Consider the following 25,114-nt stretch of genomic DNA (forward strand, 5'->3'; position numbering starts at 1 on the left):
GGCACTGATGAGCCGAGCGATCTGGCTGGTCGTGATCGGCATCGTCTCCGTCCAGGCCGGCGCAGCGATCGCAAAGGACCTCTTCGGCACCATCTCCCCCACCTCGATGGTGTTCCTGCGCCTCGCGACCAGCACCCTGGTCCTGCTGGCCGTGGCCCGCCCGTCCTGGCGTGGTCGGAGCCGGACCGACTGGCTGGTCGTCGTCGGCTTCGGCATCAGCCTCGGCCTGATGAACTGGTCGATCTACCAGTCGTTCGCCCGCATCCCGCTCGGGATCGCCGTCACGATCGAGTTCATCGGGCCGCTGACCCTGGCGGTGCTGGGCTCCCGCAAGGCCAAGGACCTGGTCTGGGTGGGACTGGCAGCTCTCGGTGTCGTGCTGCTGGGGTTCGAGCCCGCCAACCTCAACGCACCCGGCATCGCGTTCGCCCTGCTCGCCGGCGCCGCCTGGGCCTCCTACATCCTGCTGAGCGCCCGGACAGGTCAGCGCTGGCCCGGCTTCGACGGGCTCGCGATCGCCAGTGCCGTGGCCACCCTGCTGGTGACCGGCCCCGCCATGGTGTCCGGGGGTACGGCGCTCCTCGACCCCCGCGTGCTGCTGATCGGCGCCCTCGTCGGTGTGCTGAGCTCGGTCATCCCCTACAGCTGTGAGCTGGTCGCCCTGCGCACGCTCTCCCCGAGCGTCTTCAGCGTCCTCATGAGTCTCGAGCCGGCGGCCGCCGCACTGGCCGCCATCGTGGTGCTGAACGAGCTGCTCACGCCGCTGCAGTGGTTGGCGGTCGCCTGCGTCGTGCTCGCCAGCGTGGGCGCCACGCGCAGCCGTCCCGTGCACACGGAGCCTGCCCCGGACTGAGGCACAATCTGGGCATGGAGAAGACGAGCACGGACGCGGTCACCGTCGACGACGTCATCGGGTTCGAGGACGTCCTGTCCGACGACGGGACCCGGATCCGTGCCTGGACGAACGACCCCGGCGGCCGGATCACGGGCCCGACCGTCGTGCTGTGCAACGGTCTGGGCACCAACGCGTGGGCGTGGCCCGCGCTGCTCGAGCCCGACTGCGGCGTACGCGTCGTGTCCTGGAACCATCGCGGTGTCGGCGGCTCCGACCGCCCCACGGACCCCAGCCGGGTCAACATCAGCGACTTCGTCGACGACGCGCTCTCCGTCATGGACCACTTCGGGATCGACAAGGCTGTCCTGATGGGCTGGTCGATGGGCGTGAACACGATGTTCGAGCTCGCGGCCCGACACCCGGAGCGGGTCACCGGCCTCTTTGCCGTCTGCGGGGTGCCGGGTGACACGTTCGCCACGATGCTCGGCCCGCTGCACGTCCCCCGCTGGGCGGCACGGCTCGCGCTGGTCAACGCGGCGCGGACCACGAAGCTCGTCGGCTGGGCCCTGACCCCGTTCACGACCCGCCTGCCCATCGGGCCCCTCATGATCGGCGTCGTCAGCCACTCGGGTTTCATGCTGCCCGTGGCCGACCCGGAGCTCGCGGCGCGAGCGGTCAAGGAGTTCTTCTCCACTCCGGTGGAGTGGTATTCCCACATGGCCCTCGCGACCTCGCAGCACGCTCGGGTCTCCCTGAGCGGGATCGGCGTGCCTGCGTTCTTCGTCGCCGGCGCCTACGACCTGCTCACCGGGACGAAGCACATGGAGACCGCGGCCTCCAAGATGGACGACGCCACCTTCGTGGAGCTCAAGGCCACCCACTTCGCGCAGATGGAGCAGCCCGACGCCGTGCACCGACTCCTCCGGGAGTTCCTCGAGCAGGTCGCCGGATGACGCGTCGGGGAGCGAGCCTGGCGGCGGCCGTGCTCCTCACCGGAGTGCTGACGGCGTGCGCCGAGGCTGCTGATCCACCGGACGACGCAGATGCCACGTCCAGGTCCCCCGGCGTCCCCACCGTCACCGCCACCGTGGCCAGCGGGCTCGCGGTGCCCTGGGGCATCGCCTTCCTGCCCGACGGGTCGGCCATCGTCACCGAGCGCGACTCCCGCCGGGTGCTGCGCCTCATCCCGACGAGCGAGGGAGAGGCGCCCCAGGCCGCCGAGATCATCGAGCTCGGCGAGATCGAGGAAGCGGTCCCCGAGGTCGAGGCCGGGCTGCTGGGTGTTGCGGTGTCGCCGGACTTCGCAGCAGACAACACCCTCTTCTTCTACGCGACGACCGACGACGACAACACCGTCTTCAAGGTGACGCTGGACGGAGACGAGCTCGGTGAACCGACCCCGATCCTGACCGGGATCCCCAAGGGCGTGATCCACGACGGCGGACGGCTGGAGTTCGGGCCCGACGGGTTCCTCTACGTCTCCACCGGCGAGACCGGTGACCCGAGCCAGGCCCAGGACTTCCGCTCGCTCGCGGGCAAGATCCTGCGGATCACCACCGAGGGCGACCCGGCACCCGGCAACCCTGAGCCGGACTCCCCCGTGTGGTCGCTCGGCCACCGCAACGTGCAGGGCCTCGCCTTCGACGACGCCGGGAAGCTGTGGGCCAGCGAGTTCGGCGACTCGACCTTCGACGAGCTTAACCTGGTGACCCCGGGTGGCAACTACGGCTGGCCGCTGATCGAGGGCACCGGCGGAGAGCCGGACTACGTCGACCCGCTGCTCACCTGGTCCACCGAGGACGCCTCCCCCTCCGGCTTGGCGTTCGCCGACGGCACGCTGTGGATGGCGGCGCTACGGGGTGCGCGACTGTGGCAGATCCCGCTGACGGGCGAGCGCCCGGGTGAGCCCGTCGGCCTCCTGGCCGGTGAGTACGGCCGCATCCGCACGGTCGTCACCACACCCGATGGTGACCTGTGGGTCGCGACGTCCAACCGGGACGGTCGCGGCGACCCGGCCGAGGACGACGACCGGATCCTGCTGGTCTCCCTCGGCGACTGACTGCTAGCCCACCCGCCGGATCACCGAGCGTCGAGAGGCCCGTCGCAACGTGGTCAGGATCGCGGGGCCGAGCACGATCAACGCCACTGCGGTGGTGATGGCGCGCCCGGTGTCCCAGCTCCCGGTCGAGGTGAGCAGCGTGAAGATCCCGAACCGGTGCAGGTTCTCCATGAGCGGTGCACCTGCGACGTACGACAGCGAGCCCTCGTGCCCTGGGACTGCGATCCCGAGGTAGAACGGCCAGCTCGAGAGGTTCATCAAGATGCCGAAGGCGTACGACGCCAGGATCCCGTAGACGACCAGGGCCGCCACCTCGGCGCGGCCGGTGAGCCGTCGCGGCAGGAACCCCGCCCCCATCCCGATCCACGCCGAGACGAGCATCTGGAAGGGCAGCCACGGCCCGACGCCGCCGGTCATCAGCGCGGAGGCGAACAGCGACGTGCAACCCAGGACGAATCCGAACCCCGGGCCGAACACCCGGCCCGCCAGGATGAGCAGGAAGAAGACCAGCTCGATCCCGGCCGTCCCCGCGCCGAGCCCGCGCAGGATCGCGTTGACCGCCGACAGCACCCCGAGGATCGCCAGCACCCGGGCATCCATCCCGCCCTCGCTGAACTCCACCAGCACCACCACGATCACCAGCGGGAGCAGCGCCAGGAAGACGAACGGAGGGTCCACGCGCGCCGACTCGGGCACGTCGAGCAGCAGCGGCCAGCCCAGCATCATCAGCCCCGCGAGCGACGCGAGCCCGAGCACCATCGCCGACCGCGCGCCGATCGGCAGCGCGGCACTCTCGGGTCGAGCCCGGTCGAGGGCACGGTCCATGGCACTCACGACGAGACCCTCAACGCAGCGACGACCTCGTCGACCCGGAGCCACGGCTCCCCCAGGATCTTGGTGACCTGGGGCGCAGTGCTCGGCGACGCGGAGACGACCTCGCGGGCAGGACCCGAGGAGACGACCTCGCCCTCCGCGAGCACCACCACGTCGTCCGCGACTCCCGCCACGAACTCGACGTCGTGGGTCGCGATCAGCACCGCGTGACCAGCGGCTGCCAGGTCTCGCACGATCGTCGCCAGCTCGGCCTTGACGGTGTAGTCGAGCCCACGGGTCGGCTCGTCGAGCAGCACGACGTCGGGCCGGGCGGTCAGCACGATGGCCAGCACCAGCGCCAGCCGTTGGCCCTCGGAGAGGTCGCGGGGGTGCATGGTCTCGTCGATGTGCGGGACGAGGCGATCGAGCAGCTGGCGGCAGCTGCCCGCAGCCGCCCCCGCACCGGCGTCCGCTGCGGCGCACTCGTCGGTCACGGTCTCGAGGTAGAGGAGGTCCGCGGCAGTCTGCGGGACGAGACCGACCAGCGTGCGCCTGCCCGCCGGGTCGAGCCGCCCGGGGTCCTTGCCGGCCACCGAGACGGCGCCGGCGCGCCGGTTCTGCGTGCCCTGCAGCGTCCAGATCAGGGTCGACTTGCCCGCGCCGTTGCGTCCCATGAGGGCGGTGACGTGGCCGCCGCGCAGGTCGAGGTCGACGCCGTCGAGGACGACGTGGCGCCCGTGGGCCACCGTCAGCCCTCGGGCCGAGAGCACCGTCGGTCCCGCTGGCGGGTCGGGGACGACCGGTGCAGGCAGATCGAGCGACCGCGCGTGGCGCCGCGCGTCCCGGACACTCAGCGGCAGCGGCGACCAGCCCGCAGCGCGGCCGAGCTCGACGATCGGGGGCACGACGGGCGAGACCGCGAGCACGGCGTCCGGCGAGCCGACCTGCACCCGCCCGTCGCCCGTCAGCAGGCACATGCGGTCGGCGAACGGCACCACACGCTCGAGGCGGTGCTCGGCGAGGAGGACGGTGAGCCCGAGGTCGTGGACCAGGCGGGTGAGGGTCGCCAGGACGTCCTCGGCGGCGGTCGGGTCGAGCGCCGAGGTCGGCTCGTCGAGCACCAGCAGACGCGGGTGCGTGGTCAGCACCGCGCCGGTCGCGACCCGCTGCTGCTGACCACCCGACAGGGTGCGCAGGTCGCGCTGGCGGAGGTCGGCGATCCCGAGCAGGTCGAGGGTCTCCTCCACCCGGCGGCGCATCGTGTCGCCAGGAAGGCCGAGCTGCTCCATGCCGTAGGCCAGCTCCTCCTCGACGGTGTCGGTGACGAACCCAGCCGCCGGGTCCTGCCCGACGTAGCCCACGACATGGGCACGTTCCCGCGGCGGCTGGTTGATGACGCTGACGCCGTCGATGAGGATGTCGCCGGACAGCGTTCCTCCGCTGAACCGTGGCACCAGGCCGGTCAGGACGCCCAGCAGCGTGGACTTGCCCACTCCCGTGCGCCCCGAGACGAGCACCAGCTCACCCTCCTCCAGCGTGAGGTCCACCCCGCTGAGGATCTGAACGTGGTCGTAGGAGAAGTGGATGTCCCGCAGCTCGATCATGCGCCCACCTCCAGCGGGGTGGCGATCGGCTGCCGCGGCGGCGGGGCCGCGACGGCAGGCACCAGACCGACCAGCGCGCCGGTCAGCGCGATGACGCTGAGGTAGGGCATGGCCGACACCGACGGGTAGGCGACGAGCGGCTCGGTCCGGCCCAGCTGCCAGACGACGGCACCGACGACCAGCCCGCAGCCGGCCACCACCACCTCCGCGGTTCGCCAGCGATCGGGCCGGTAGCGGGAGCGCTCGACCCGACGACCTGCACTGACCATCCCGACCACGGCCACCACGGCACCGATGACCAGCATGGGCACGGCCAGCCAACGGGGAGCCGACTGGTCGAGCAGCGCGTAGGTGCCGATGCAGACGCCGAGCAGGGCGCTCAGGAGCAGGACCCCGGTCGTCCATCGTTGGCCACGTGTCGCCGTACCTGATCGTCCGTAGCCCCGGGCGTCCATGCCGGCCGCCAGCGAGAGCGATCGTTCGAGGGCGTCCTCGAGGACCGGGACCAGGAAACGGCGCAGCCGCCCGACCCGTCCGCTGACGTCTCCTCGCAGCGCCTGGGCCGCACGCACCCGGCGCGCGCTGTCGGCCAACTGGGGGAAGACGGTCACGGCGACGACGAGCGCCGTCCCGATCTCGTAGAGCGCGGTCGGGACCGTCTTGAGCAGCCGCTTCGGGTTGGCCAGCGAGTTGGCGGCGCCGATGCAGATGACGATGGCAGCGAGGCGCAGGCCGTCGTAGAGCCCGGAGAGCAGCGCCTCCTGCGTGATCGGTCCCAGGAGCCGGATCCCTGCCACCCACTCGGGCAACGGCACTGTGGGCAGGTCGACCAGCACGTTCCCCTGGCTCACGCCGCCGAAGATGATGCGAAACGCCACGCGGATGATCACGATGCTCAGCCCGAGCAGGAGGTAGAGCCGGAACGACCGCGCCCACGGATGGTCGGAACGACGCGCCATCACGACCACCGCGGCGGTCGCGACCAGCAGGACCAGCAGGAGGGGGTTGGTCGTCAGCGTGGCCGCGGTTGCGAGCCCGATCGCCCAGATCCACCAGGCGACGGGATGCAGGTCACGGGCCAGCCGAGGTGCCATCAGGGTTGGGTACGCCGCCGCGCAGCCATCGCCGCGATGCCGATCGAGACCAGCAGCAGGACCAGGATGCCCAGCGAGACCCAGGTCGGGACTCGCCGCGACTCGGACTCGGCGGCACTCGGCGCGACCGGATCGGCGACGGACTCGGTGGCGGTCGACGACGGGGCCGACGAGGCCGAATCGCTCTCGACCGGGTCAGCCGCCGCAGCAGACTTCTTCGCGCCGGGCGACGGAGTGCCCGACCCGGCGGCGCTGGGTTGCTCGGTGGCCGCCTCGCTGCCCTGTGCCGACGGGGATGCCGAGTCGCTCGGGGCGGCGGGCGCGGTCCCAGTCGTGGGCGCCGGCGAGCCACCGGCGGTGGTCCCGGTCGGCCCGGGCGTACCCGTGCCGGTGGGCTTCGGACTCCGGCTCGGGCTCGGGCTCGTCGTGCCCGACGACGACGGCTGGGTCGGGCTGGGCCCGGTGGTCGGCGTCCCGGAGGGTGTCGGCGAGGGTGTCGCGGTGGGCGAAGGTTCCTCGACAGCGTGCGCCGTTGCCGCCTGCCCCGGCACCCGGCGGGTGCCGCTCTGCCACGCCAACCCGATGTAGCCACCGTCCGGCACCTGGAGCGAGGTGACGCCGAAGTCGCTGTAGTGCCAGACACCGTCCTTGCCGTCGGACCAGAAGAGTCCCCAGTAGGCGTTGCTCGGCGGCGTGTTCACGCAAGGGTCGGAAGCCGGCACGCCGTCGATGCGGCACAGGAAGCCGGGCTGGCGTTGCACGTAGTCCACGCGGAACCCTGCCGCTGCAACGACGTCGCTCGCCGGCTGGTCGGCCCCACCGGCCACGCACGCAGACCTGAGCCCGCTGGTGACCCCGCTGAAGTCGACGACCACCGAGACACCCGACGAGGTCGAGCAGGCCGCGGCCGTGGCCGGCGAGGAGACCCCGACGAGCACGGCCGAGGTGGCCGCCATCACGAGGATGGCGGCCACCAGGCGACGTACGGACCCCGCCGGGGTGCCCAGCAGGGTCACTTGGCGCGCAGCCAGAACTTCGTGACTGCGCGGTCGGCGTCCGGAGCGGACTGGACGGCCTTGACCTTGACCCGGCCCTCGGCCAGCGCCGGGCGAGCGGGCTTGCGGACCTTGAGGACGAGCCTCTTCGTCGTCCCGGGGGCGACCGAGTAGGAGGTCTTGGCAACCAGCACCTTGCGGGCCCGGGCTGCGTCGCCGACGGTGACCTTGCGGGCCGAGCGGACCACGATCTTGGCGTCGCACCGCTCGGTGTCGTCACACGTGAGCGACACCTTGAAGCGGTTGTTCCTCGCCGTGACGACCTTCTTGACCGTCAGGCTCCCCACCTCGGGCGTCGCAGGCACAGGCGGGACCGGGACGGGCGTCAGCGTCGCCCGGGTAGTCGCCGTCTGCGTCCCGGCCAGGGTCGCCAGGGTGAAGGTGTGAATCGCGGCGCCGGCGGGCAGGTCGAACGTCACCGTGAGGTTGTCGCCGGTGCCAGTGACCGGCTGGGACACCGAGCCGAAGCTCACACAACCCGGCTCGCCGGCACCGAGGCCGGACACCGTCACGGTCACCTTGCTCTTCTCAACGGCCGTGGCAGGTGCCGAGAGGGCCAAGGTGCCGGTGCCGGCCGGCACGCTGGCCAGGGTCGGCAGTGCCTGGGCGGTGGCGCGACGGAACTGGTCGCGCTGACCGGCTGTGATGCTGCCGGCCGTCCTGGTCGCGCTGAGGATGCTCGGCTTGTAGGCGATCGCGCCGTTCTCCGCCGCGAGCCTGGTCGCGCACGGAGCGAGGTCAGCAACCTGTACGCCGCGGAGCCAGGCCGCCGCCTTGGTGGCGGCCGCGTTCTTCCCGGCCAGGTCAAGCGCCCAGCCGGCGAGACCGGTGCTGTTGGCGTTGTAGCCCTCGGTGCCGCCAGCGCTGAAGGAGCCGTCGGCCGCCTGCTGGGTCTTCAGCCACTCAGCGGCAGCACCCGCCAGGCCTCTCGTGGTTGCAGACACACCTGGGGTGTCGAGCAGGTTGATCACCGTGAGGGCGGTGGTGTCGACGCTCGGCCCGCTGCCTGCGGCACCGCTGACACAACCCTGCTCGGGGCTGGTCTTGTCGGGGTTCAGCTGTTCCCGGAAGAAACCCTCCGGACACTGCTGCTCAAGCAGGAAGGTGGTCGCGTCCACGGCGCGAGGCGATCCCGCCGTGGTGAGTGCCCGAGCGGCGAAAGACTGACCGATCACGTTGACGAAGTCAGCATCGAAGGGGTCCGTGGAGTCCACCCCGGCGTCTTCGAGACGACCGGTGATGTGCCCAGCACTGGCCACGCGGCCTTCCAGGCGCGCGACCTGGTTGACGCTGTTGAAGGCGCGGGCGTCCTCCCCTGCCGCCTGGGCGACGCTCACGAGCTTGGCGAGGCTCCCGGCATAGACACGCGAGGGGCTGCCAAAGTCAGCACCGCTGACCCACGACTCGGACTTGGGTTCGATCGCGTTGACGATCGTCGCCGCGTCCGCGTTCTTGCCCACCGCCTTGAGGGCAAAGGCGAAGTCCGCGGAGAGGCCGTAATCGTCGAACCCGCCGAACTGGTCGTTGTGCACGAGGCCGTTCGTGAGCTGGCCCTTGAGCCAGGACGCTCCGGCGTTGACCGCGCGGTCACCCGCGGGGTGGGCCTCGGCCGGACTGCTCAGGACTCCGAGGGTGGTGATGGACAGGGCCGACGCAGCCACGAGGGCGGCTCCGCGGCACAGCAGTGCTGATCGCATGTTTCCTTCCCGCTGCACCAGCGGGAGCGGTCGAGTCGAGTCGACCAGCATCCGTTGTTTTCCACGACAGCGTGTGTTCTGAAGACGCATCGCAGTGAGTGCTCCGGCTTGCACGAGTGACTCGTGCCTACGGTTGCGGGACAGCGCCGGACTCGGACCGGCTTCCCCCGACTACGGGCGCTATGAATGTTGTGGACGCACGCTACCAAGCAGTGGCGTCACGGCGCGCATCCTGCGACCGGTGAGGTGCGACTCAGGTCAGCTTCTCCAGGATGAGCTCGCGGACGCGACCGGCGTCGGCCTGCCCACGCATCTCCTTCATCACGGCTCCGATGAGCGCTCCCGCGGCCGCGACCTTGCCGTCGCGGATCTTGTCCGCCACGTCGGGGTTGGCGGCGATGGCGTTGTCGACGGCGGCGCTCAGGGCACCCTCGTCGGACACGATGGCGAGGCCGCGCTTCTCCACGATCTCGGCGGGGGTGCCCTCTGCGGCGTACAACCCCTCGAAGACCTGGCGCGCGAGCTTGTCGTTGAGCGAGCCCGCATCGATCAGCGCTTGTACGGCGACCACGTCGGCCGGCGTCACGCCGAGCTCGGCGATGTCGGTCTCGGTGTCGTTGGCGCGTCGGGCGAGCTCGGAGAGCCACCACTTGCGAGCGGCCTGGGGCGTGGCGCCGGCCGCGATGGTCTCCTCGACCAGCCCGAAGGCGCCAGCGCCGATCGTGTCGCGCATCTCGAGGTCGGAGAAGCCCCACTCGCCCTGGAGGCGGACGCGCTTGAGGGTCGGGTTCTCCGGCAGGGTGCCGCGGAGCTCGTCGACCCATGCGCGACTCGGCGCGACCGGGACGAGGTCGGGCTCGGGGAAGTAGCGGTAGTCCTCGGCGTCGGACTTCTCGCGGCCGCTGGTGGTCACGCCGGTGTCCTCGTGCCAGTGCCGGGTCTCTTGGAGGATTGAGCCGCCGGAGTCGAGGATCGCGGCGTGCCGCCGCATCTCGTAGCGCACGGCCCGCTCGACGGAGCGGAGCGAGTTGACGTTCTTGGTCTCCGTGCGGGTGCCGAGCGTGCCGGCGCCCACCGGGGAGAGCGACAGGTTGACGTCGGCGCGGATCGAGCCCTGGTCCATCCTCGCGTCGGAGACACCGAGGGCCACGATCAGCTCGCGGAGCTGGGCGACGTAGGCCTTGGCCACCGCCGGGGCGTTCGCCCGGGTGCCCATGATCGGGCGGGTGACGATCTCGATCAGCGGGATGCCCGCGCGGTTGTAGTCGACCAGCGAGTAGTCGGCCCCGTGGATGCGCCCGGTGGCGCCACCGACGTGCAACGACTTGCCGGTGTCCTCCTCCATGTGGGCGCGCTCGATCTCGACCCGGACGACCTCGATGTCACTTGGGCCGCCTCCATCGACGGGCACGTTGACGTCCATGTGGCCGTCGAAGGCGATGGGTTCGTCGTACTGCGAGGTCTGGAAGTTCTTCGGCATGTCCGGGTAGAAGTAGTTCTTCCGGGCGAAGCGGCACCACTCGGCGATCTCGCAGTTGAGCGCGAGGCCGATCCGCATGGCCGACTCGACAGCGATGCGGTTGACCACGGGCATCGCGCCGGGCAGGCCCAGGCAGGTCGGGCAGACCTGCGTGTTGGGCTCGGCGCCGAACTCGGTGGGGCACCCGCAGAACATCTTGGAGTTGGTGTTGAGCTCGACGTGGACCTCGAGGCCCATCGCCGGGTCGAACTTCTCCAGCGACTCCTCGAACGAGAGCAGCGTGTCGGAGCGGGCGTGCGTGGTCATCGGGTCTCCTCCAGGGCGGGAGCCTTGTCGAGCAGCGGCGCGCCCCACTCCTGAGCGAGCAGGGTCTCGAGGGCGGCGCCGACGCGGTAGAGGCGGTCGTCCTCGAGCGCGGGGGCGAGGATCTGGAAGCCGGCGGGCAACCCGTCCTCGTCGGCGAGACCGCTCGGCACCGAGATGCCCGGGACGCCGGCGAGATTGGCTGGGATGGTCGCGAGGTCGTTGAGATACATCGCGAGCGGGTCGTCCAGCTTCTCGCCCAGCTTGAAGGCGGTCGTCGGCGCGGTGGGCGAGACGAGCACGTCGACCGAGGCGAAGGCGGCCTCGAAGTCGCGACTGATCAGCGTGCGCACCTTCTGGGCCTGGCCGTAGTAGGCGTCGTAGTAGCCGCTGGACAGGGCGTAGGTGCCCAGGATGATGCGGCGCTTGACCTCGTCACCGAAGCCCGCGTCACGCGAGGCGCGCATGACGTCCTCAGCGCTGGGGTCGCCCTCGGGCACGACGCGGAGGCCGTAGCGCATGGCGTCGAACTTCGCGAGGTTGGAGGAGGCCTCGGCCGGGAGGATCAGGTAGTACGCCGCCAGTGCGTGCACGAAGCTCGGGCAGGACACCTCGACGACCTCGGCACCGGCCTTCACGAGCAGGTCGAGCGAGTCCTGGAACCGCGCGATCACACCGTCCTGCCACCCGTCTCCGGCCATCTCGGTGACGACGCCGATCTTCACGCCGGTCATGTCGCCGCTCGCACCCGCCCGGGCCGCTTCGGTGAAGGAGGGCCACGCCTGGTCGATGCTCGTCGAGTCGCGCGGGTCGTGCCCGGCAATGATGTCGTGGAGGAGTGCTGAGTCCAGGACGGTCCGGGTGACCGGGCCGGCCTGGTCGAGGCTGTTGGCGAGGGCCACGAGGCCGTAGCGGGAGACTCCGCCGTACGTCGGCTTCACACCGACCGTGCCGGTGACCGCGCCGGGCTGGCGGATCGAGCCGCCGGTGTCGGTGCCGATGGCGAGCGGCGCCTCGAAGGCAGCCACGGCCGCAGCCGAGCCGCCGCCGGAGCCACCGGGGATGCGGTCGAGGTCCCATGGGTTGTGGGTGGGGCCGTAGGCCGAGTGCTCGGTCGAGGAGCCCATCGCGAACTCGTCCATGTTGGTCTTGCCCAGGATCGGCAGGCCGGCTGCCCTGAGCTTTGCGACGACGGTCGAGTCGTACGGCGGGATCCAGCCCTCGAGGATCTTCGACCCGCACGTCGTGGGGAGTCCCTCGGTGGTCAGCACATCCTTCACCGCGATCGGCACGCCGTCGAGCGGGCTCAGGGTCTCACCGGCCGCTCGACGGGCGTCGGAGGCCGCAGCCTGCGCGAGCGCGCCGTCGCGATCGACGTGCAGGAAGGCGTGGACGGCGCCGTCGACGGCAGCGATGCGGTCGAGGTGGAGCTCGGTGAGCTCGACGCTGGTGACCGTGCCCTCGGTCAAGGCCTGTGCCATCTCGGCGGCAGTGCTGCGGATGGTGATGCCTGCGGCGCTCACTGCTCGTCCCCCAGGATCCGCGGCACGCTGAAGCGCTGCTGGTCGACCGCCGGGGCCATGGCCAGCGCCTGCTCGGCGGTCAGCCCGGGTGTCACGACGTCGTCGCGGAAGACGTTGGTCAGGGGCAGCGCGTGTGACGTGGGGGGCACGTCGTCCCCCGCCACACCGTTGATGGAGGCGACAGACTCGAGGATCACACTCAGCTGTGGGACAAGGTGATCGAGCTCGGCGTCGTCGAGGTCGATGCGGGCAAGGTTCGCGAGGTGCGCGACCTCGTCTCGGGTGATCTCGGGCATGACGGCAATCCTAGGGTCGCCCAACCGAAGCGAGGCACGCGGCATCTGTCTGGGTGACAATCCATTCGAGGAGGACTGATGGCTCGACCACCCTCTGGCTCGACGTACGACGGGGACTTCACCGAGTTCGTGCAGGCCAGCTGGCCGGGGCTCTACCGCACTGCCTACCTGCTCATGGGCGAACGCGCCCTGGCGGAGGACCTGGCGCAGACTGCCCTGGCCAAGACGTACGCCGCCTGGTCGCGCATCGACGACCGCTCCGCCGCACCGGCGTACGCCAGGCGCACCCTGGTCAACACCGCCGCGTCGTGGTTCCGCAAGAAGGGATGGCGCAACGAGCTCCCCAGCGCCGAGCTGCCCGAGACGGCGTACTCACTCGACCCGAGCACCCGGCCCGCGGTCATCGACGCGCTGGCCCAGCTGCCGCCACGGCAGCGAGCGGTCGTCGTGCTCCGCTACTACGAGGACCTCTCGGTCGCCGAGACGGCCGACGCCCTCGGCTGCTCGACCGGAACGGTCAAGAGCCAGACCTTCGAGGCCTTCGCCAAGCTGCGCGTGCTGCTCGGCGATGCCGTGATCCCTGCGACCCTGGGAGCCAGCAATGACTGAACGACTCTCTGCCCTGCTCCGCGACGAGGCCGCCGCCCTCGACATCCCGCCGGTCGACCAGGCGGCCATCCTGGCGCGCGGTCGGCAGGCCCGGACGCCTCGCCGCGCAACCACGTGGCTCGCCGCGGCCGCTGTCGTGGCCGTCGTCGGGGCCGGCTCCACCTGGGCCCTCCAGGGGGACGGAGATCGGCAGACGGAGGACCGGGTCGCCGACCCGGCCGCCGAAGCCGGACCCTCCCGGGGGGTCGTGGCGTACGGCGCCGGCTCGACCGTCGTCGTCATCAGCCCGCCCGTGATCAGGGCTGGCGTGCCGCACCGTCAGTCCGCGATCACCGACATCCCGGGCACCCTGCACTCGCTGCACTACACGTCGGTGGGGGTGCTGACGCGAAGCAACGCCCAAGGCGGGGCCTCCGACGGGTCCGGCCCCGAGAGCCTCACGCTGGTCGCCGCCGACGGGACGACGACAGACCTCGGCACGATCCCGGAGGGCGTCGGCCCCGCCACCGACCCCGACGAGGACGTCTACGCCCTGGCGGAGAAGTCCGGCGACGGGTTCGAGGTCGTGGTCCGCGACGCCCGCACGGGAGACGAGGTCGGCTCGGTCCCGCTGCCCGACCTGCCGATGAGCTACTGGCCGGTCCCACCCCTCGCCCTCGACGGCGATGTGGTCTACGCCGGGTTCGAGGAGGAGGCCTACGCCGTCAACTGGCGTACGGGCGAAATGCAGCAGGCTGCCGGGCTGGGCGGTGGAATCCCCGAGGTCCGGGGCGGATTCGCCTACGCCACCGGCGAGAAGCTCAACGAGGAGACCGGCGCCCTCGACCTGGTCGTCTCGGTCGTCGACGCAGCCACCGGCGCCAGCGCCCTCGTCGTCCCGCTGGAGCAGGGAGAATATGGCTTCGGCAGCCTCTCTCCCGACGGGCAGTACCTGAGCTTCACCCAGCAGATGGGGACGAATAGCGGCGTCGACATCTACCACGTCGCCAGCCAGGAGCGCGTGACCCTCGAGGGAGACGGCTGGGGTTGGACTGCCGGCAGCTCACCGTTCAAGGTCACCAAGGAAGGGCTCGAGGTGTGCGACCCGATCACCGCTGCCTGTGAGACCGAGCCCGGACCGCCCGTCGGCCAGAACCTCAGGCTCGGGGGCAACATCTACGAGAGCTGAGGACTGAGCGAGGTGCGTGAGCCACATTCTCGGCGCCGAGAGTGTGGCTCACGCACCGCTGAGCAGGCCGCTCAGCAGCTCTGGCGCCGCTCGATGAGCTTGCACCTGTCCTTGCCGCTCTTGCCGAAGCCGATGTCGAAGCCGGTGCCGCCGATCAGGACGTCCTTCTGGTTGGAGCCTGTGATCACGTCCGCGCCGCCACGGGCCTTGATGGTCGCGCCGAAGTCGGGGTGGGCATCGATGACCTCGCCCTTCATCGTGCCCTTGTAGATCGTCGTGGTGCTGGCCGGCAGGGAGACCTCGGTGAAGCTCTGGAACTTGCCGCTGACCACGAAGGGTTGGAGCTTGGTGACCTTGGTCAGGCCTTTGCGCTGATCGATCCGCAGCGTGGGGAGGACGGCCGGGTTGGGGTACGCCACCAACCGCAGCTTGTCTCGGCCGGCGTTGCCGATCACCTGGAACCCGGACTCTCCGGGCACCGGCACCGTGACCGTGTCGCCGCCCGACCCACCCTTGATCAACAGCCGGTTGACCGAGCTCGAGGAGATCGCGTCGATGCCAACACCGCCCAACAAGGTGTCGAAGCCGGCCACGCTGGAGATCTTGTCGTCCCCGGAGCCGCCGTCCACGAGGTCAGCGCCGGCACTGTCGTTGCCGTCCGGGGTGATGACGTCGTCGCCGTCGTGGCCGAACAGCTGGTCGTCCCCGGCCATGCCGAACAGGCGGTCGTCCTTGTAGGTGCCGCGGATGACGTCGTTGAAGGCCGTCCCCACGAAGCCGATCGGCGAACCGGCAGCGATGGCGATGGTGTCGGTACCGTCGGCAGCGACCACCGCAGGGGCCGTGCGCATGTCGATCACTGCCGGGGCGGGAGCGCTGTAGTAGCTGATGGTGTCGGGCACCACCTGTACGCCGACCGAGACGGCCCGTGCGTCATAACCCGGGTCGACGTAGTCATTGCCGGCGCCGGGGACGATCGTGTCGCCGGTGCGCTTGAACCGGCCGAACCGGTCGGCCCGGTAGTGGTCCAGCTCGCCGTAGATCGTGTCGTCGTCCGGGCCACCTGAGATGCGGTCGGCGCCCTCTCCGGCACAGATGAGGTCGTTCCCCCCGAGCCCGGAGATCCGGTCGTTGCCGGCGCCGGCCCAGATCACGTCCCGCTTCGTCGTGCCGGTGAGGTCGTTCGACCTCTCGTTGCCGACGATCGTCGCCCTCTCGCCGGCGCAGCTCTTGGCTGCGGCCTGGGCCGTGGCTCCCAGGGCGACAAGTGGGATGGTGAGGGCGAGGGTGGTGGTGAGGGTGGGTACGAGACGCATGGCTGACCTCCGAGTGTGGTCCTGATGGATGCCTGGTGGTGGCGGGTGGTTGCAGGGCACAGATGAGACGCCGTACCTCGCGCCTAAGTTGTCGGTGGGCGACGCAGGCCCTGACGCGATGTGTCACTATTCCGGTCCATTCGGGGGATGCGGGGGCAGGCAGCATGACGGTCGTGGCGCGCGACGAGATCGACGGCGTGGCAACGTTCTGGGTGGACTCCGGGCGTCCCACATTGACGGCCAGCCTGATGTTCCGCTGGGGCAGCGGAGACGAACCAGCGACGGAATCGGGCTGGCAGCACCTGCTGGAGCACCTCGCCCTGCATGAACGCATGGGCGGCGGGCAGCTCCAGATCAACGGTGAGGTCTCCCTCCAGCACACGAGCTTCGATGCCCACGGACCCGCAGACGAGGTGGCAGCACACCTCAGCGGCGTGGCCCAGTGGCTGAGCGAGCCGTCCTTCGCACGGATGGACACCGAGCGTCGGGTGTTGGCCGCCGAGGCCGCCCAGCGCAGCTCGGTGGGCCTCCCCAACGCGCTCGGCATGCGTTACGGGGCCGCCGGGCCCGGCATCGTGGCCTTCGGCGAGCTGGGACTGGGGCGGGCGACGCCGGAGCTGCTGGCAGCCCGGGCGCGCGCCGTCTTCACGCAGCAGAACGCGGTCCTGATGCTCGACGGGCCTCCCCCGCCCGGGTGGCGGCTACCGCTGCCGTCCGGACGGTTGCGGGTCCCGCAACCCGTGCACGCCGTCGAGGAGCTCCCGGCCGGCTACGTCGACGCGGGGCTGCTGGCGAGCGGCGTGGTGCGGCGTACCCCAGCGGCAACCCTGCTCCCCGAGACCCTTCGGCGCGAGTTCGTCGACGAGTTCCGCGAACGCCTCGGCCTGGCGTACTCCCCGTTCTGCGGTTACGAGTACGCCGACGCGGACCACGCCGTGGCCTATGTCGGCACGGACATCAACGGCGCTGAGCGCGGGTGCGCGACGACCGCGCGCGACCTCCTCCAGACCCACGCGGAGCGGGGGCCCGACGAGGTTGTCGTCTCGGAGATCAAGGCGATGATCATCCAAGGCCTGCGCGATCCCTATGCGACGTACGGCCTGGCCCTGCGGGCCGGCGGCATGCACCTGGCCGGCGAGGACCCGCACCTGACTCTGGACCAGGTCGTCGCGGAGTACGAGTCGATCACCGCTGACGACGTACGGATCCACGCTGCCGAGCTCCTGGACAGCCTCCTGCTCGCGATGCCGCCGTTGGCGGACGAACAGCAGATGATCCGGATGGTCACCCAGCCGACCACCACGCCCCGGGTGCCCCCGACGCAGGGTCGCAAGCACGCCAACTGGCCGGCGTGCCTGGACCGGTTGATCGTCGATGGACACGGCACGGTGCTGGCCTCGGGCGACCAGGCCCTCGACTACCCCCATGCCGACCTCGCGGCCTACCTCACCTACCCGTCAGGGATCCGGCACCTCGTGCGGGCCGACGGGTGGGGACTCACGATCGACCCAGCTCAGTGGTCGGGCGGCTCGGGCGTGGTCGCCTCGCTCGATGCGGCCGTGCCCGGCGACCTGCACACCCCCCAGCGAGAGCGTGAGGGACGCGAGTCGTTCAACCGCGCGAGCCTCGGTGGCCGCTACCGCCCTCTGCTGGCGCTGAACACTCGGAAGGACCCGGTGGTCAAGTCCGATCCGACCGCCCGCCTGATCGCCCAGGGAAGCGACCTGCTGTTCGTGCTCGTCCTCCTGACCCTGGTCTTCGGGATGCTGCTGCTGACCAGGCTCGTCGACACGACCCCGGACTACCCGAGGGTGGAGATCCCGGACAAGGTGACGGTGCCCATCGGGATGGGTGCGCTCCGGGACGTTCTCTCCGGCGAGTGAGCAGAGGTGTGCGGGTCAGGAGACCTCAGGATCGGGAGCCAGCGGATCGAACTCGTCGTCCTCCTCGATGGCGGTGCGGATGGCCTCGGCATGTTCCTCGCTCATGCGGTGCAGGTGACCGTCGAAGAGGCCGCCGTGCGGCGCGATTCCTTCGAAGACCTCCTGCCAGGACTCCTCGCCGTTCTCGATGTGCTGGGCGAGCCGCTGCATGTCCTGTCCCAGCCGGCCTGCCAGTGCGTCCTGGTGCAGTTCGGCGCGCTCGTCAGGCGTGTGCACGGGTCGGGAGCGGCGACGGTCCAGTGCCTGTCGGGCGGAGATGAGGGTCGCCTCTAGCTCGCGACGTGCCGCCATGATGCGCTCGGCCGGGGGGTCAGGCGGTTGGGTCATTGGTGCTTCGTTCGAGGGCTGCCGGGCTCACCGTCAGCCCTAGTGCGCAGCGGTCGGCGCGGGCGGGAGCGCGTCGATGGAGAAGGCGTTGATGATCATGATGATGCCGTCCTTGACCATCGTGATCGCGTTCCAGAAGACGGTGATGACCTTGCGGGCGTTGTTGATCAACGGGATCGCCTCCTTGACCGTCTTGATTGCCTTCCACTGTCCCCAACCGGGGATGTACGCGCTCGACAGGGCCGCTGTCACGAGGCTGATCACGGTCTTGATGATGTCTACCACCACCTGCGCCATCTGGACAGCCTGGTCGATCATGTCGCGAAGATGACCGGCCATGGCCGAGCACGACGCGGACTGGGTCGCCAGCGCCTCGATCCAGCTCGCCGCCCGCGCGCTGGCGTTCTGCGCCGCTCCACCCGCCCAGGTCTGGCCGATCCGGTCCAGACCGCTGTCGAGGTTGCGTTGCACCGCGTCCACGCAGCCTGAGAGGTGCTCCCATGCCTCGGCCTGGAGCGAGGCCTTGCCGATGTCGCCGGCGATCCACTTGGTGACGTACTCCCGGGGGTCGGGGCAACCGACCCACATGAGAAGGTCGCAGCACTGGTCAAGCACGAAACCGAACGACACCTCGGGCAGCACGTCGCCGCTGGTCGACGGAGCCGGGATCGACCCCGCCGGGCGAGAGTCCGGGAAGTTGTTGCCGCCACCGTCCACGATCGCCGCGCCCACGCCGAAGGTCTGGGCGACCTGCGCGTCGGTCTCGGCGAAGTCGTCGCGGGTCATGTCCAGCGCTGAAGCAAAGCTCGCCAGCTGCTCCGCGTCGGTGTCGAGAACGGTGTGGAAGCTCGAGATCAATGCCTCGTAGTCGGCCGTGATCAGTTCGAGGATCAGCCCGAAGTCGCCGTCGCTGATGTGACTGCGGCCGTAGTCGGCAGCTGCGCCGAGATGACTCCCCGCCCGCTCGACCTGGTTGGACCACGCACGGAGGTTGGAGAGGTCCACTTGGAGATCGCTCATCTGGTGCTCCTCAAGTCGTCGCCCACATGAGGGCGACCGTCCCCACGTCGAGGGCCAGGATGACCAGCCCCAAGGTGAGGGCTGCGTGGACTGGTAGTTCCTTGCCCAGTGCCACGAACCCTGAAACCAGTCCCACACCTCCAATGACCACGCCGAGCGTCATGAGCGGGCCCACCCCGGTAAGAAAACCCGCGACCAGCACGACCAGCGAGCAGAAGGCCGCGAACGTGAGCAGTCCATCGACCACCCGGCCGTGCGGCGACCGGCGTGCCCCCATCAGACGAACATCACCCCGAGGAGGAGGAGGTCCAGCGACAACACGATGAGGAGTGCCAACCAGGTGCGGGCGATGGGCCAGCGCTTGGCGACGCTCAACAGGCCAACGGCCGCGCCGGCGACGCCCACGACGGGGCCCACTACCACCCAGGGCAGCTCACCGACCATGACCCCGGCGCCCACCACGATCAGGGAGAGCAGGATGACACCGTTGGTCACCCAGTCACGGATGAACCCCTCCGCGAGCCCGGCCAACGCAGTCCCCGTCCCTCCAGTCTCAGGCAGGCCTTCGGGATCGGATCGGCTCATGCGGTCACGCTACCTGCTGTCAACGGCGGCGGACCGTCGGCGAGCAGCTCGACAAAACCCGCCTCGTCGAGGATCGGTACGCCGAGCTGCTCGGCCTTGTCCGCCTTGGACCCGGCGTTGTCGCCGACCACGACGAAGTCGGTCTTCTTCGACACCGACCCCGACGCCTTGCCGCCGCGGACGATGATCGCCTCCTTGACGGAGTCGCGGGTGAAGCCCTCGAGCGACCCGGTGACCACGATCGTGAGGCCCTCCAGGGTGCGACTGACGGACTCGTCGCGCTCGTCGTGCATGGTGACCTTCGCCCTTTCCCACTTCGTGATGATCGCCTGGTGCCAGTCCTGCTCGGATCCGTCGAACCACTCGCGGACCGACGCCGCGATCGTCGACCCGACGCCGTCGGTGTTGGCCAGGGTCGTCTCGTCGGCCTCGCGGATCGCGGCCATCGAGCCGAACTGCGTGGCCAGCGCTCGTGCAGCGGTCGGCCCGACGTGCCGGATCGACAGTGCCACGACCACCCGCCACAGGGGCACGTCCTTGGCCTTGTCGAGGTTGTCGAGAAGACGCTGCCCGTTGGCCGAGATTTGCGGTCCGTCCTCCCCCTTCTTCGGCGCGCGGGTGAACAGCGGTGCCGTCAGCAACGCCGCCTCGTCGAGGTCGAACAGGTCGCCCTCGTTGGCGATCGCACCCGCCTCGAGGAGGGCGACGGCCGCTTCGTAGCCGAGGCCTTCGATGTCGAACGCGCCGCGCCCGGCCACGAAGAAGGCACGCTCGCGCACCTGTGCCGGGCACTTCTCATGGTTGGGACAGCGCAGGTCCTTGTCGCCGTCCTTCTGCTGGACCAGCGGGGTGCCGCAGCCGCCGACCTTCGGCGGGCACACCGTCGGCGGCACCCACGGCTCCAGCCCCTCGGGCCGCAGCGCCAGCACGGGACCGACGATCTCGGGGATGACGTCGCCGGCCTTGCGCAGGATCACCGTGTCGCCCGGGTTGCCTGGTCGGACGTCCTTGCGCACGACCTCGTGGAAGTTGTGCAGGGTCGCGTTCTCCACCGTCGAGCCGGCGACGCGAGTCGGCTCCATGACGCCGTACGGCGTGACGCGGCCCGTGCGACCGACGTTGACCTCGATCGAGATCAGCTTGGCGTTGACCTCCTCGGGCGGGTACTTGAAGGCGATGGCCCAGCGGGGGGCACGGCTGGTCGAGCCCAGCCGACGCTGGAGCGACACGTCGTCGACCTTCACGACCACACCGTCGATCTCGTAGCCGACGATCGTGTGCCGGTGCTCCCCCACGTGCTCGATGTAGGACTGCACGTCGGCCAGGGTCGAGACCGCCTTGATCTGGTCGGAGGTGGGCAGGCCCCAGGCACGCATGGCGGCGTAGGCCGCGGACTGAGCCGTCGGCTCGAAGCCCTCGCGGGCCCCCAGCCCGTGGCAGACCATCCCGAGGGACCGGGTGGCCGTGACCTTGGGGTCCTTCTGGCGCAGCGAACCGGCCGCAGCGTTGCGGGGGTTGGCGAACAGCGGCTTGCCGGCATCGGCCATGCCAGCGTTGAGGCGCTCGAAGGCTGTGGCGGGGAGGAACACCTCGCCACGCACCTCGACCAGCGACGGCACGGGGAACTCGTCGGTGCCGGTGAGGCGGTGCGGGACCGACTCGATCGTCTTGACGTTGGGCGTGACGTCCTCGCCCGTCCGCCCGTCGCCGCGGGTCAGGGCCCGCACCAGTCGGCCCTGCTCGTAGAGCAGGTTGATCGCGAGGCCGTCGACCTTGAGCTCGCACAGCAGCTCCGCCGACTCTCCCCCGTCACGAGCCAGCCGCGCACACCAGGCTGCGAGCTCGTCGAACGAGAAGGCGTTGTCGAGGCTCTCCATCCGTTGGAGGTGGTCGACGGCCGTGAACATCGTCGAGACGGCGCCGCCCACCGTCTGCGTCGGCGACTCCGGCGTCCGGAGCTCGGGATGCTCCTCCTCCAGGGCCTCCAGCTCACGCAGACCGGCGTCGAACTCCGCGTCGGACATCGTCGGGTCGTCCAGGACGTAGTAGCGCCAACGGGCATCCTCCAGGCGCTGGCTCAGCTCCTGGTGACGATCGCGCGCCTCGGGCGGCGCGGGCTCCAGGGCTGGTCGATCCGGGTCACTCATGGGGCTAGTTTGCCCGCCCGCACCGACAGGCGCGGAGAGACGTCGCCCTGGCCCCTCGTGGGCGCGCAACTGGCGGCATACGTCATCGAAACTGGTCGATGGCCGGTCGGGCGCCGCCAGTTCACGAGCCCGCCAACGCGAGGTGGATGAAACAAGGTTGTTCCATCGGAATATCCGGCCTACTGTCGCGGTTAGTACGAAACCGTTTCGTTTCATCGATCAGGAAGGACGCCGCCATGACCCCACTCACACCGGACGCGTCCACCGATGCCTCCCCCGACGGACAGGCCAGCCGACCGCGCGTCGAGGGGGACCGCGAGCAGGAGATCCTCGACGCCACGCTCGACGTCCTGGCCGAGGTCGGCTACGACCGGCTCACCATGGACGCCGTCGCCACCCGCGCGAAGGCCAGCAAGGCGACGCTCTACCGACGCTGGAGCACCAAGCAGGCGCTGGTCGTCGACTCCGTCTGCTCCCAGAAGTCGTCCGGGCCCGTGCCGGACACCGGCAGCCTCCGGGGCGACCTGGTCGCTCTGCACTGCGCCCTGGGCGGCTTCCGCGACCCCCGCAACCTCGCCGTCATGGCCGCCGTGGTCACCGCGATGGCGCGCGACGAGGAGTTCGCCGAGACCTACCGCCGCGACTTCATCGGCCCCAAGGTCGCTGCCTCCCGGGCCGTCTTCGAACGCGCCCGGGCGCGCGGGGAGATCGCCGAGGGCGTCGACGTGAGCCTGCTCGCCCCCGCCCTGCCGGGCATCGTCCTGCACCGGGTTTTCATGCTCGGCGAGGAAGCAACGCCCGAGCTCATCGCCCAAGTGATCGACCAGATCATCATTCCGGCCACAACCTGTCCGCATCTGCCGACAACCTCAGACCACGAACCCACGAAGACACATCCGCACGCCGAGCACGAAGGAACCTCATGACCAACATCGACAGCACCGCTCCCCCGCCCGAGGCGGTGGCCGCGCCCCAACGCGAGCTCAACCTCGGCTGGGCGCTCGTCCTGATCTCGATCGCCCAGCTGATGGTGGTGCTCGACGCCACCATCGCGAACATCGCGCTGCCCTACATCCAGAAGGATCTGGACATCAGCGACGCCAACCTGTCGTGGATCGTCACCGGCTACGCCCTGGCCTTCGGCAGCCTGCTGCTGCTGGGTGGACGGCTCGCCGACCTCTACGGCCGCCGTCGGATCTTCATCATCGGCCTCGTCGTCTTCGCCATCGCCTCGCTCCTGGGCGGACTGGCCACCAACGAGCCGCTCCTGCTCGCCGCTCGCGGACTCCAGGGCCTCGGCGCCGCGCTGGCCTCACCCGCCGCGCTCGCGCTCATCACCACGACCTTCCCGGCAGGCCCGGCTCGCAACCGGGCGTTCGCGGTGTACGCCGCCATGTCGGGCGCCGGTGCGGCCGTCGGCCTCATCCTCGGTGGCTGGCTCACCGGGACCTCCCCCGAGCTCTTCGGCGTGGTCATCGACGGCTGGCGCCTGACCTTCCTGATCAACGTCCCGATCGGCATCGTCGCGGCCCTGCTCTCGCCGCGCTTCCTCAACGAGTCGGAGTCTCACGAGGGCGAGCTCGACCTGCCCGGCGCCGTCACCGGCACCCTGGGACTCCTCGGCGTCGTCTACGGCCTCTCCCGGGCCGGCACCGAGGGCTGGTCCGACACCTGGACCGTGGCGAGCCTGGTCGCCGGCGTCGCGCTGCTGGCTCTGTTCGTCGTGGTCGAGACCCGGGTCAAGCACCCGCTGCTGCCGTTCCGGATCTTCACCAACCGGACCCGCGCTGCCAGCTTCGTGGCGATGTTCCTCGCTCCCGCCGCCATGTTCGCGATGTTCTTCTTCCTCAGCCAGTACATCCAGAACGTCATGGGCTACAGCCCGCTCAAGGCCGGCGTCGCGTTCCTGCCGTTCACGGTCGGCATCGTCGTCGGCGCGGGCTTGGCCTCCAACCTCGTCAACCGGATCGACCCCCGTTACATCTCCGGTGTCGGCACCTTGATCGCCGCGGGTTCGCTGTACGGCTTCTCGAGGCTGCCCTTCGACACGACCTTCCCGGCGGAGGCCGTCACCGGCACCTACGTCACCGACCTCCTGCCCTACATCACGCTGATGGCCTTCGGCATGGGGCTCACGTTCGTACCCGTCACCCTGACCGCCGTCCACCACCTCCGCTCGGAGGAGTCCGGCATCGGTTCGGGCGTCCTCAACACCGCTCAGCAGGTCGGCGGCGCGCTCGGCCTCGCCGTGCTGGCGACGGTGGCCACCCAGACGTTCACCGATCGGGGCAAGGAGCTCGCCGAAGCCGGCGCCCAGGCGGGCGGGCCCCAGCCCTCCCCCGAGCAGCTGGAGGCCTTCCAGCGGATCGCCCAGCAGCAGATCTTCACCGAGGGCTCGACGCAGGCGTTCCTCGTCGGTGCCTTCCTGATGCTCGCGGCCTCCGTGGTGATCTGGGTGTTCCTCGACGTCAAGCACGAGGAGCTCGCCACCGACAGCCCGGAGGGCGTGCACGTCGGCTGAGTCGCTCTCCACCACGCCGGCCCGCCTGAAGTCTCAGGCGGGTCGGCGTACCCATCCGTGCTGGTCCTCGGCTCCGAAGGAATCCATGTGAGCGATCCGATCTTGTCCAAGCACGACGCCCCCGAGACCACGCGTGGGCTCATCCTGATGTTCCACGGCGGCAAGGACCGCTCCAAGGAAGACGTGGACGGCCGCAGCCTGTCGTGGAAACGGTCCCTGGCCATGCAACGCTCGATCGCCCCGGCCGCTCATGAGGACGACCTGAGCGTCTGGTTGCTGCGCTACCGCCAGCGTGGATGGAACGGTGGTCGCGACCGCATCGCCGATGCTCGCTGGGCCCTCGACCAGGTCCGTTCCGAGCACCCCGGCGTGCCCATCACCCTGCTCGGGCACTCGATGGGCGCCCGCGTTGCGGTGCACGTGGCCGACGACCCACAGGTGCGTGGCGTCGTGGGGCTCGCCCCCTGGCTGCCCGGGGGCGAGAGCATCGACGCCCTCGCCGGCCGCGACCTCGTGGTCGCACACGGTCGTCGCGACCGGATCACGTCGTTCAAGGCCACTGCGGCGTACGTCGAACGCGCCCGCACCGTCGCGAGCAGCGCGGAGATGCACGACATGGGACCGGTCGGGCACTACATGCTCAAGGGTTCCGCTGCCTGGAACGCAGTCGCGCTCAGCGCCAGCCTGGGTGTGCTGACCGACTGATCCCCGCGCACGCT

General features: G+C 70.2%; 23 protein-coding genes. 9 read left to right on the forward strand and 14 right to left on the reverse strand.

Going from position 1 to position 25,114, the window contains the following annotated elements; translation table 11 throughout:
• Positions 1–7: 7 nt before the first annotated feature.
• Genes VNJ48_RS14880 through VNJ48_RS14890 form a run of 3 tightly spaced genes read left to right on the forward strand, consistent with a single transcriptional unit; the run spans position 8 to position 2,894 of the window.
• Positions 8–853 (forward strand): EamA family transporter, encoded by an 846-nt coding sequence (locus VNJ48_RS14880; protein ID WP_325603451.1) that lies wholly within the window; start codon positions 8–10, stop codon positions 851–853.
• A 14-nt stretch (positions 854–867) separates the two neighbouring features.
• Positions 868–1,788 (forward strand): alpha/beta hydrolase, encoded by a 921-nt coding sequence (locus VNJ48_RS14885; RefSeq protein WP_325603453.1) that lies wholly within the window; start codon positions 868–870, stop codon positions 1,786–1,788.
• On the forward strand, positions 1,785–2,894 hold the full coding sequence (locus tag VNJ48_RS14890; RefSeq protein ID WP_325603455.1) for a PQQ-dependent sugar dehydrogenase: 1,110 nt from the start codon (positions 1,785–1,787) through the stop codon (positions 2,892–2,894). The genes VNJ48_RS14885 and VNJ48_RS14890 overlap by 4 nt, the downstream gene beginning before the upstream one ends.
• Positions 2,895–2,897: 3 nt before the next feature.
• Here the strand turns inward: VNJ48_RS14890 and VNJ48_RS14895 are convergent, their stop codons facing one another.
• From VNJ48_RS14895 to gatC, 8 genes are all read right to left on the reverse strand, one after another.
• A complete protein-coding gene (locus VNJ48_RS14895) occupies positions 2,898–3,719 on the reverse strand; it encodes an ECF transporter S component (protein ID WP_325603673.1) in 822 nt (273 codons plus the stop codon).
• Positions 3,720–3,724: 5 nt separating this feature from the next.
• Positions 3,725–5,311 carry an ABC transporter ATP-binding protein gene (locus tag VNJ48_RS14900; RefSeq protein ID WP_325603456.1) on the reverse strand — a complete coding sequence of 529 codons (1,587 nt, stop codon included), beginning with the start codon at positions 5,309–5,311 and terminating at the stop codon, positions 3,725–3,727.
• A complete protein-coding gene (locus VNJ48_RS14905; RefSeq protein WP_325603458.1) occupies positions 5,308–6,405 on the reverse strand; it encodes an energy-coupling factor transporter transmembrane component T in 1,098 nt (365 codons plus the stop codon). Before VNJ48_RS14905 ends, VNJ48_RS14900 begins: the two co-directional genes overlap by 4 nt.
• Positions 6,405–7,421 (reverse strand): hypothetical protein, encoded by a 1,017-nt coding sequence (locus VNJ48_RS14910; protein ID WP_325603460.1) that lies wholly within the window; start codon positions 7,419–7,421, stop codon positions 6,405–6,407. Before VNJ48_RS14910 ends, VNJ48_RS14905 begins: the two co-directional genes overlap by 1 nt.
• The gene (locus VNJ48_RS14915) at positions 7,418–9,157 is read right to left on the reverse strand and encodes a hypothetical protein (RefSeq protein ID WP_325603462.1); all 1,740 of its coding nucleotides are present in this window, start codon (positions 9,155–9,157) and stop codon (positions 7,418–7,420) included. Before VNJ48_RS14915 ends, VNJ48_RS14910 begins: the two co-directional genes overlap by 4 nt.
• A gap of 253 nt (positions 9,158–9,410) precedes the next feature.
• Positions 9,411–10,943: an Asp-tRNA(Asn)/Glu-tRNA(Gln) amidotransferase subunit GatB gene (gatB, locus tag VNJ48_RS14920; protein WP_325603464.1), complete on the reverse strand. Its 1,533-nt coding sequence runs from the start codon at positions 10,941–10,943 to the stop codon at positions 9,411–9,413.
• Positions 10,940–12,421, reverse strand: coding sequence for an Asp-tRNA(Asn)/Glu-tRNA(Gln) amidotransferase subunit GatA (gene gatA, locus VNJ48_RS14925; protein ID WP_325603676.1), 1,482 nt, complete (start codon positions 12,419–12,421; stop codon positions 10,940–10,942). The genes gatB and gatA overlap by 4 nt, the downstream gene beginning before the upstream one ends.
• Before the next feature lie 38 nt (positions 12,422–12,459).
• Positions 12,460–12,759, reverse strand: a complete 300-nt coding sequence (gene gatC / locus VNJ48_RS14930; RefSeq protein WP_325603466.1) for an Asp-tRNA(Asn)/Glu-tRNA(Gln) amidotransferase subunit GatC — start codon at positions 12,757–12,759, stop codon at positions 12,460–12,462.
• A gap of 78 nt (positions 12,760–12,837) precedes the next feature.
• Between gatC and VNJ48_RS14935 the strand changes: the two genes are divergently transcribed.
• Both VNJ48_RS14935 and VNJ48_RS14940 read left to right on the forward strand, forming a co-directional pair.
• Positions 12,838–13,368 carry a SigE family RNA polymerase sigma factor gene (locus VNJ48_RS14935; protein WP_325603468.1) on the forward strand — a complete coding sequence of 177 codons (531 nt, stop codon included), beginning with the start codon at positions 12,838–12,840 and terminating at the stop codon, positions 13,366–13,368.
• A complete protein-coding gene (locus VNJ48_RS14940) occupies positions 13,361–14,536 on the forward strand; it encodes a hypothetical protein (protein WP_325603470.1) in 1,176 nt (391 codons plus the stop codon). Before VNJ48_RS14935 ends, VNJ48_RS14940 begins: the two co-directional genes overlap by 8 nt.
• Positions 14,537–14,607: 71 nt before the next feature.
• Here the strand turns inward: VNJ48_RS14940 and VNJ48_RS14945 are convergent, their stop codons facing one another.
• The gene (locus tag VNJ48_RS14945; RefSeq protein ID WP_325603472.1) at positions 14,608–15,852 is read right to left on the reverse strand and encodes a calcium-binding protein; all 1,245 of its coding nucleotides are present in this window, start codon (positions 15,850–15,852) and stop codon (positions 14,608–14,610) included.
• Positions 15,853–16,016: 164 nt separating this feature from the next.
• Between VNJ48_RS14945 and VNJ48_RS14950 the strand changes: the two genes are divergently transcribed.
• Complete coding sequence (locus VNJ48_RS14950; protein WP_325603474.1) at positions 16,017–17,735, forward strand: hypothetical protein; 1,719 nt, start codon at positions 16,017–16,019, stop codon at positions 17,733–17,735.
• Positions 17,736–17,750: 15 nt separating this feature from the next.
• Here VNJ48_RS14950 and VNJ48_RS14955 read toward each other — a convergent pair whose 3' ends face one another.
• From VNJ48_RS14955 to ligA, 5 genes are read right to left on the reverse strand one after another with little or no spacing between them, the layout of a single operon-like run.
• The gene (locus VNJ48_RS14955) at positions 17,751–18,122 is read right to left on the reverse strand and encodes a hypothetical protein (protein ID WP_325603476.1); all 372 of its coding nucleotides are present in this window, start codon (positions 18,120–18,122) and stop codon (positions 17,751–17,753) included.
• Between the two features lie 39 nt (positions 18,123–18,161).
• The gene (locus VNJ48_RS14960) at positions 18,162–19,142 is read right to left on the reverse strand and encodes a hypothetical protein (protein ID WP_325603477.1); all 981 of its coding nucleotides are present in this window, start codon (positions 19,140–19,142) and stop codon (positions 18,162–18,164) included.
• Positions 19,143–19,152: 10 nt separating this feature from the next.
• Positions 19,153–19,419 carry a hypothetical protein gene (locus tag VNJ48_RS14965; RefSeq protein ID WP_325603479.1) on the reverse strand — a complete coding sequence of 89 codons (267 nt, stop codon included), beginning with the start codon at positions 19,417–19,419 and terminating at the stop codon, positions 19,153–19,155.
• Complete coding sequence (locus tag VNJ48_RS14970; RefSeq protein ID WP_325603481.1) at positions 19,419–19,727, reverse strand: hypothetical protein; 309 nt, start codon at positions 19,725–19,727, stop codon at positions 19,419–19,421. Before VNJ48_RS14970 ends, VNJ48_RS14965 begins: the two co-directional genes overlap by 1 nt.
• On the reverse strand, positions 19,724–21,874 hold the full coding sequence (gene ligA / locus VNJ48_RS14975) for an NAD-dependent DNA ligase LigA (protein ID WP_325603483.1): 2,151 nt from the start codon (positions 21,872–21,874) through the stop codon (positions 19,724–19,726). Before ligA ends, VNJ48_RS14970 begins: the two co-directional genes overlap by 4 nt.
• A 236-nt stretch (positions 21,875–22,110) precedes the next feature.
• Between ligA and VNJ48_RS14980 the strand changes: the two genes are divergently transcribed.
• The 3 genes from VNJ48_RS14980 to VNJ48_RS14990 all read left to right on the forward strand — a co-directional run bounded on the left by VNJ48_RS14980 (position 22,111) and on the right by VNJ48_RS14990 (position 25,100).
• Complete coding sequence (locus tag VNJ48_RS14980) at positions 22,111–22,800, forward strand: TetR/AcrR family transcriptional regulator (protein WP_325603485.1); 690 nt, start codon at positions 22,111–22,113, stop codon at positions 22,798–22,800.
• Entirely contained in the window at positions 22,797–24,395 is a 1,599-nt protein-coding gene (locus VNJ48_RS14985) for an MFS transporter (RefSeq protein ID WP_325603487.1), read from the forward strand. The genes VNJ48_RS14980 and VNJ48_RS14985 overlap by 4 nt, the downstream gene beginning before the upstream one ends.
• Before the next feature lie 87 nt (positions 24,396–24,482).
• On the forward strand, positions 24,483–25,100 hold the full coding sequence (locus tag VNJ48_RS14990; RefSeq protein WP_325603489.1) for an alpha/beta hydrolase: 618 nt from the start codon (positions 24,483–24,485) through the stop codon (positions 25,098–25,100).
• Positions 25,101–25,114 lie beyond the last annotated feature (14 nt).

This window comes from Nocardioides sp. (assembly GCF_035576065.1).
Lineage (GTDB): Bacteria > Actinomycetota > Actinomycetes > Propionibacteriales > Nocardioidaceae > Nocardioides.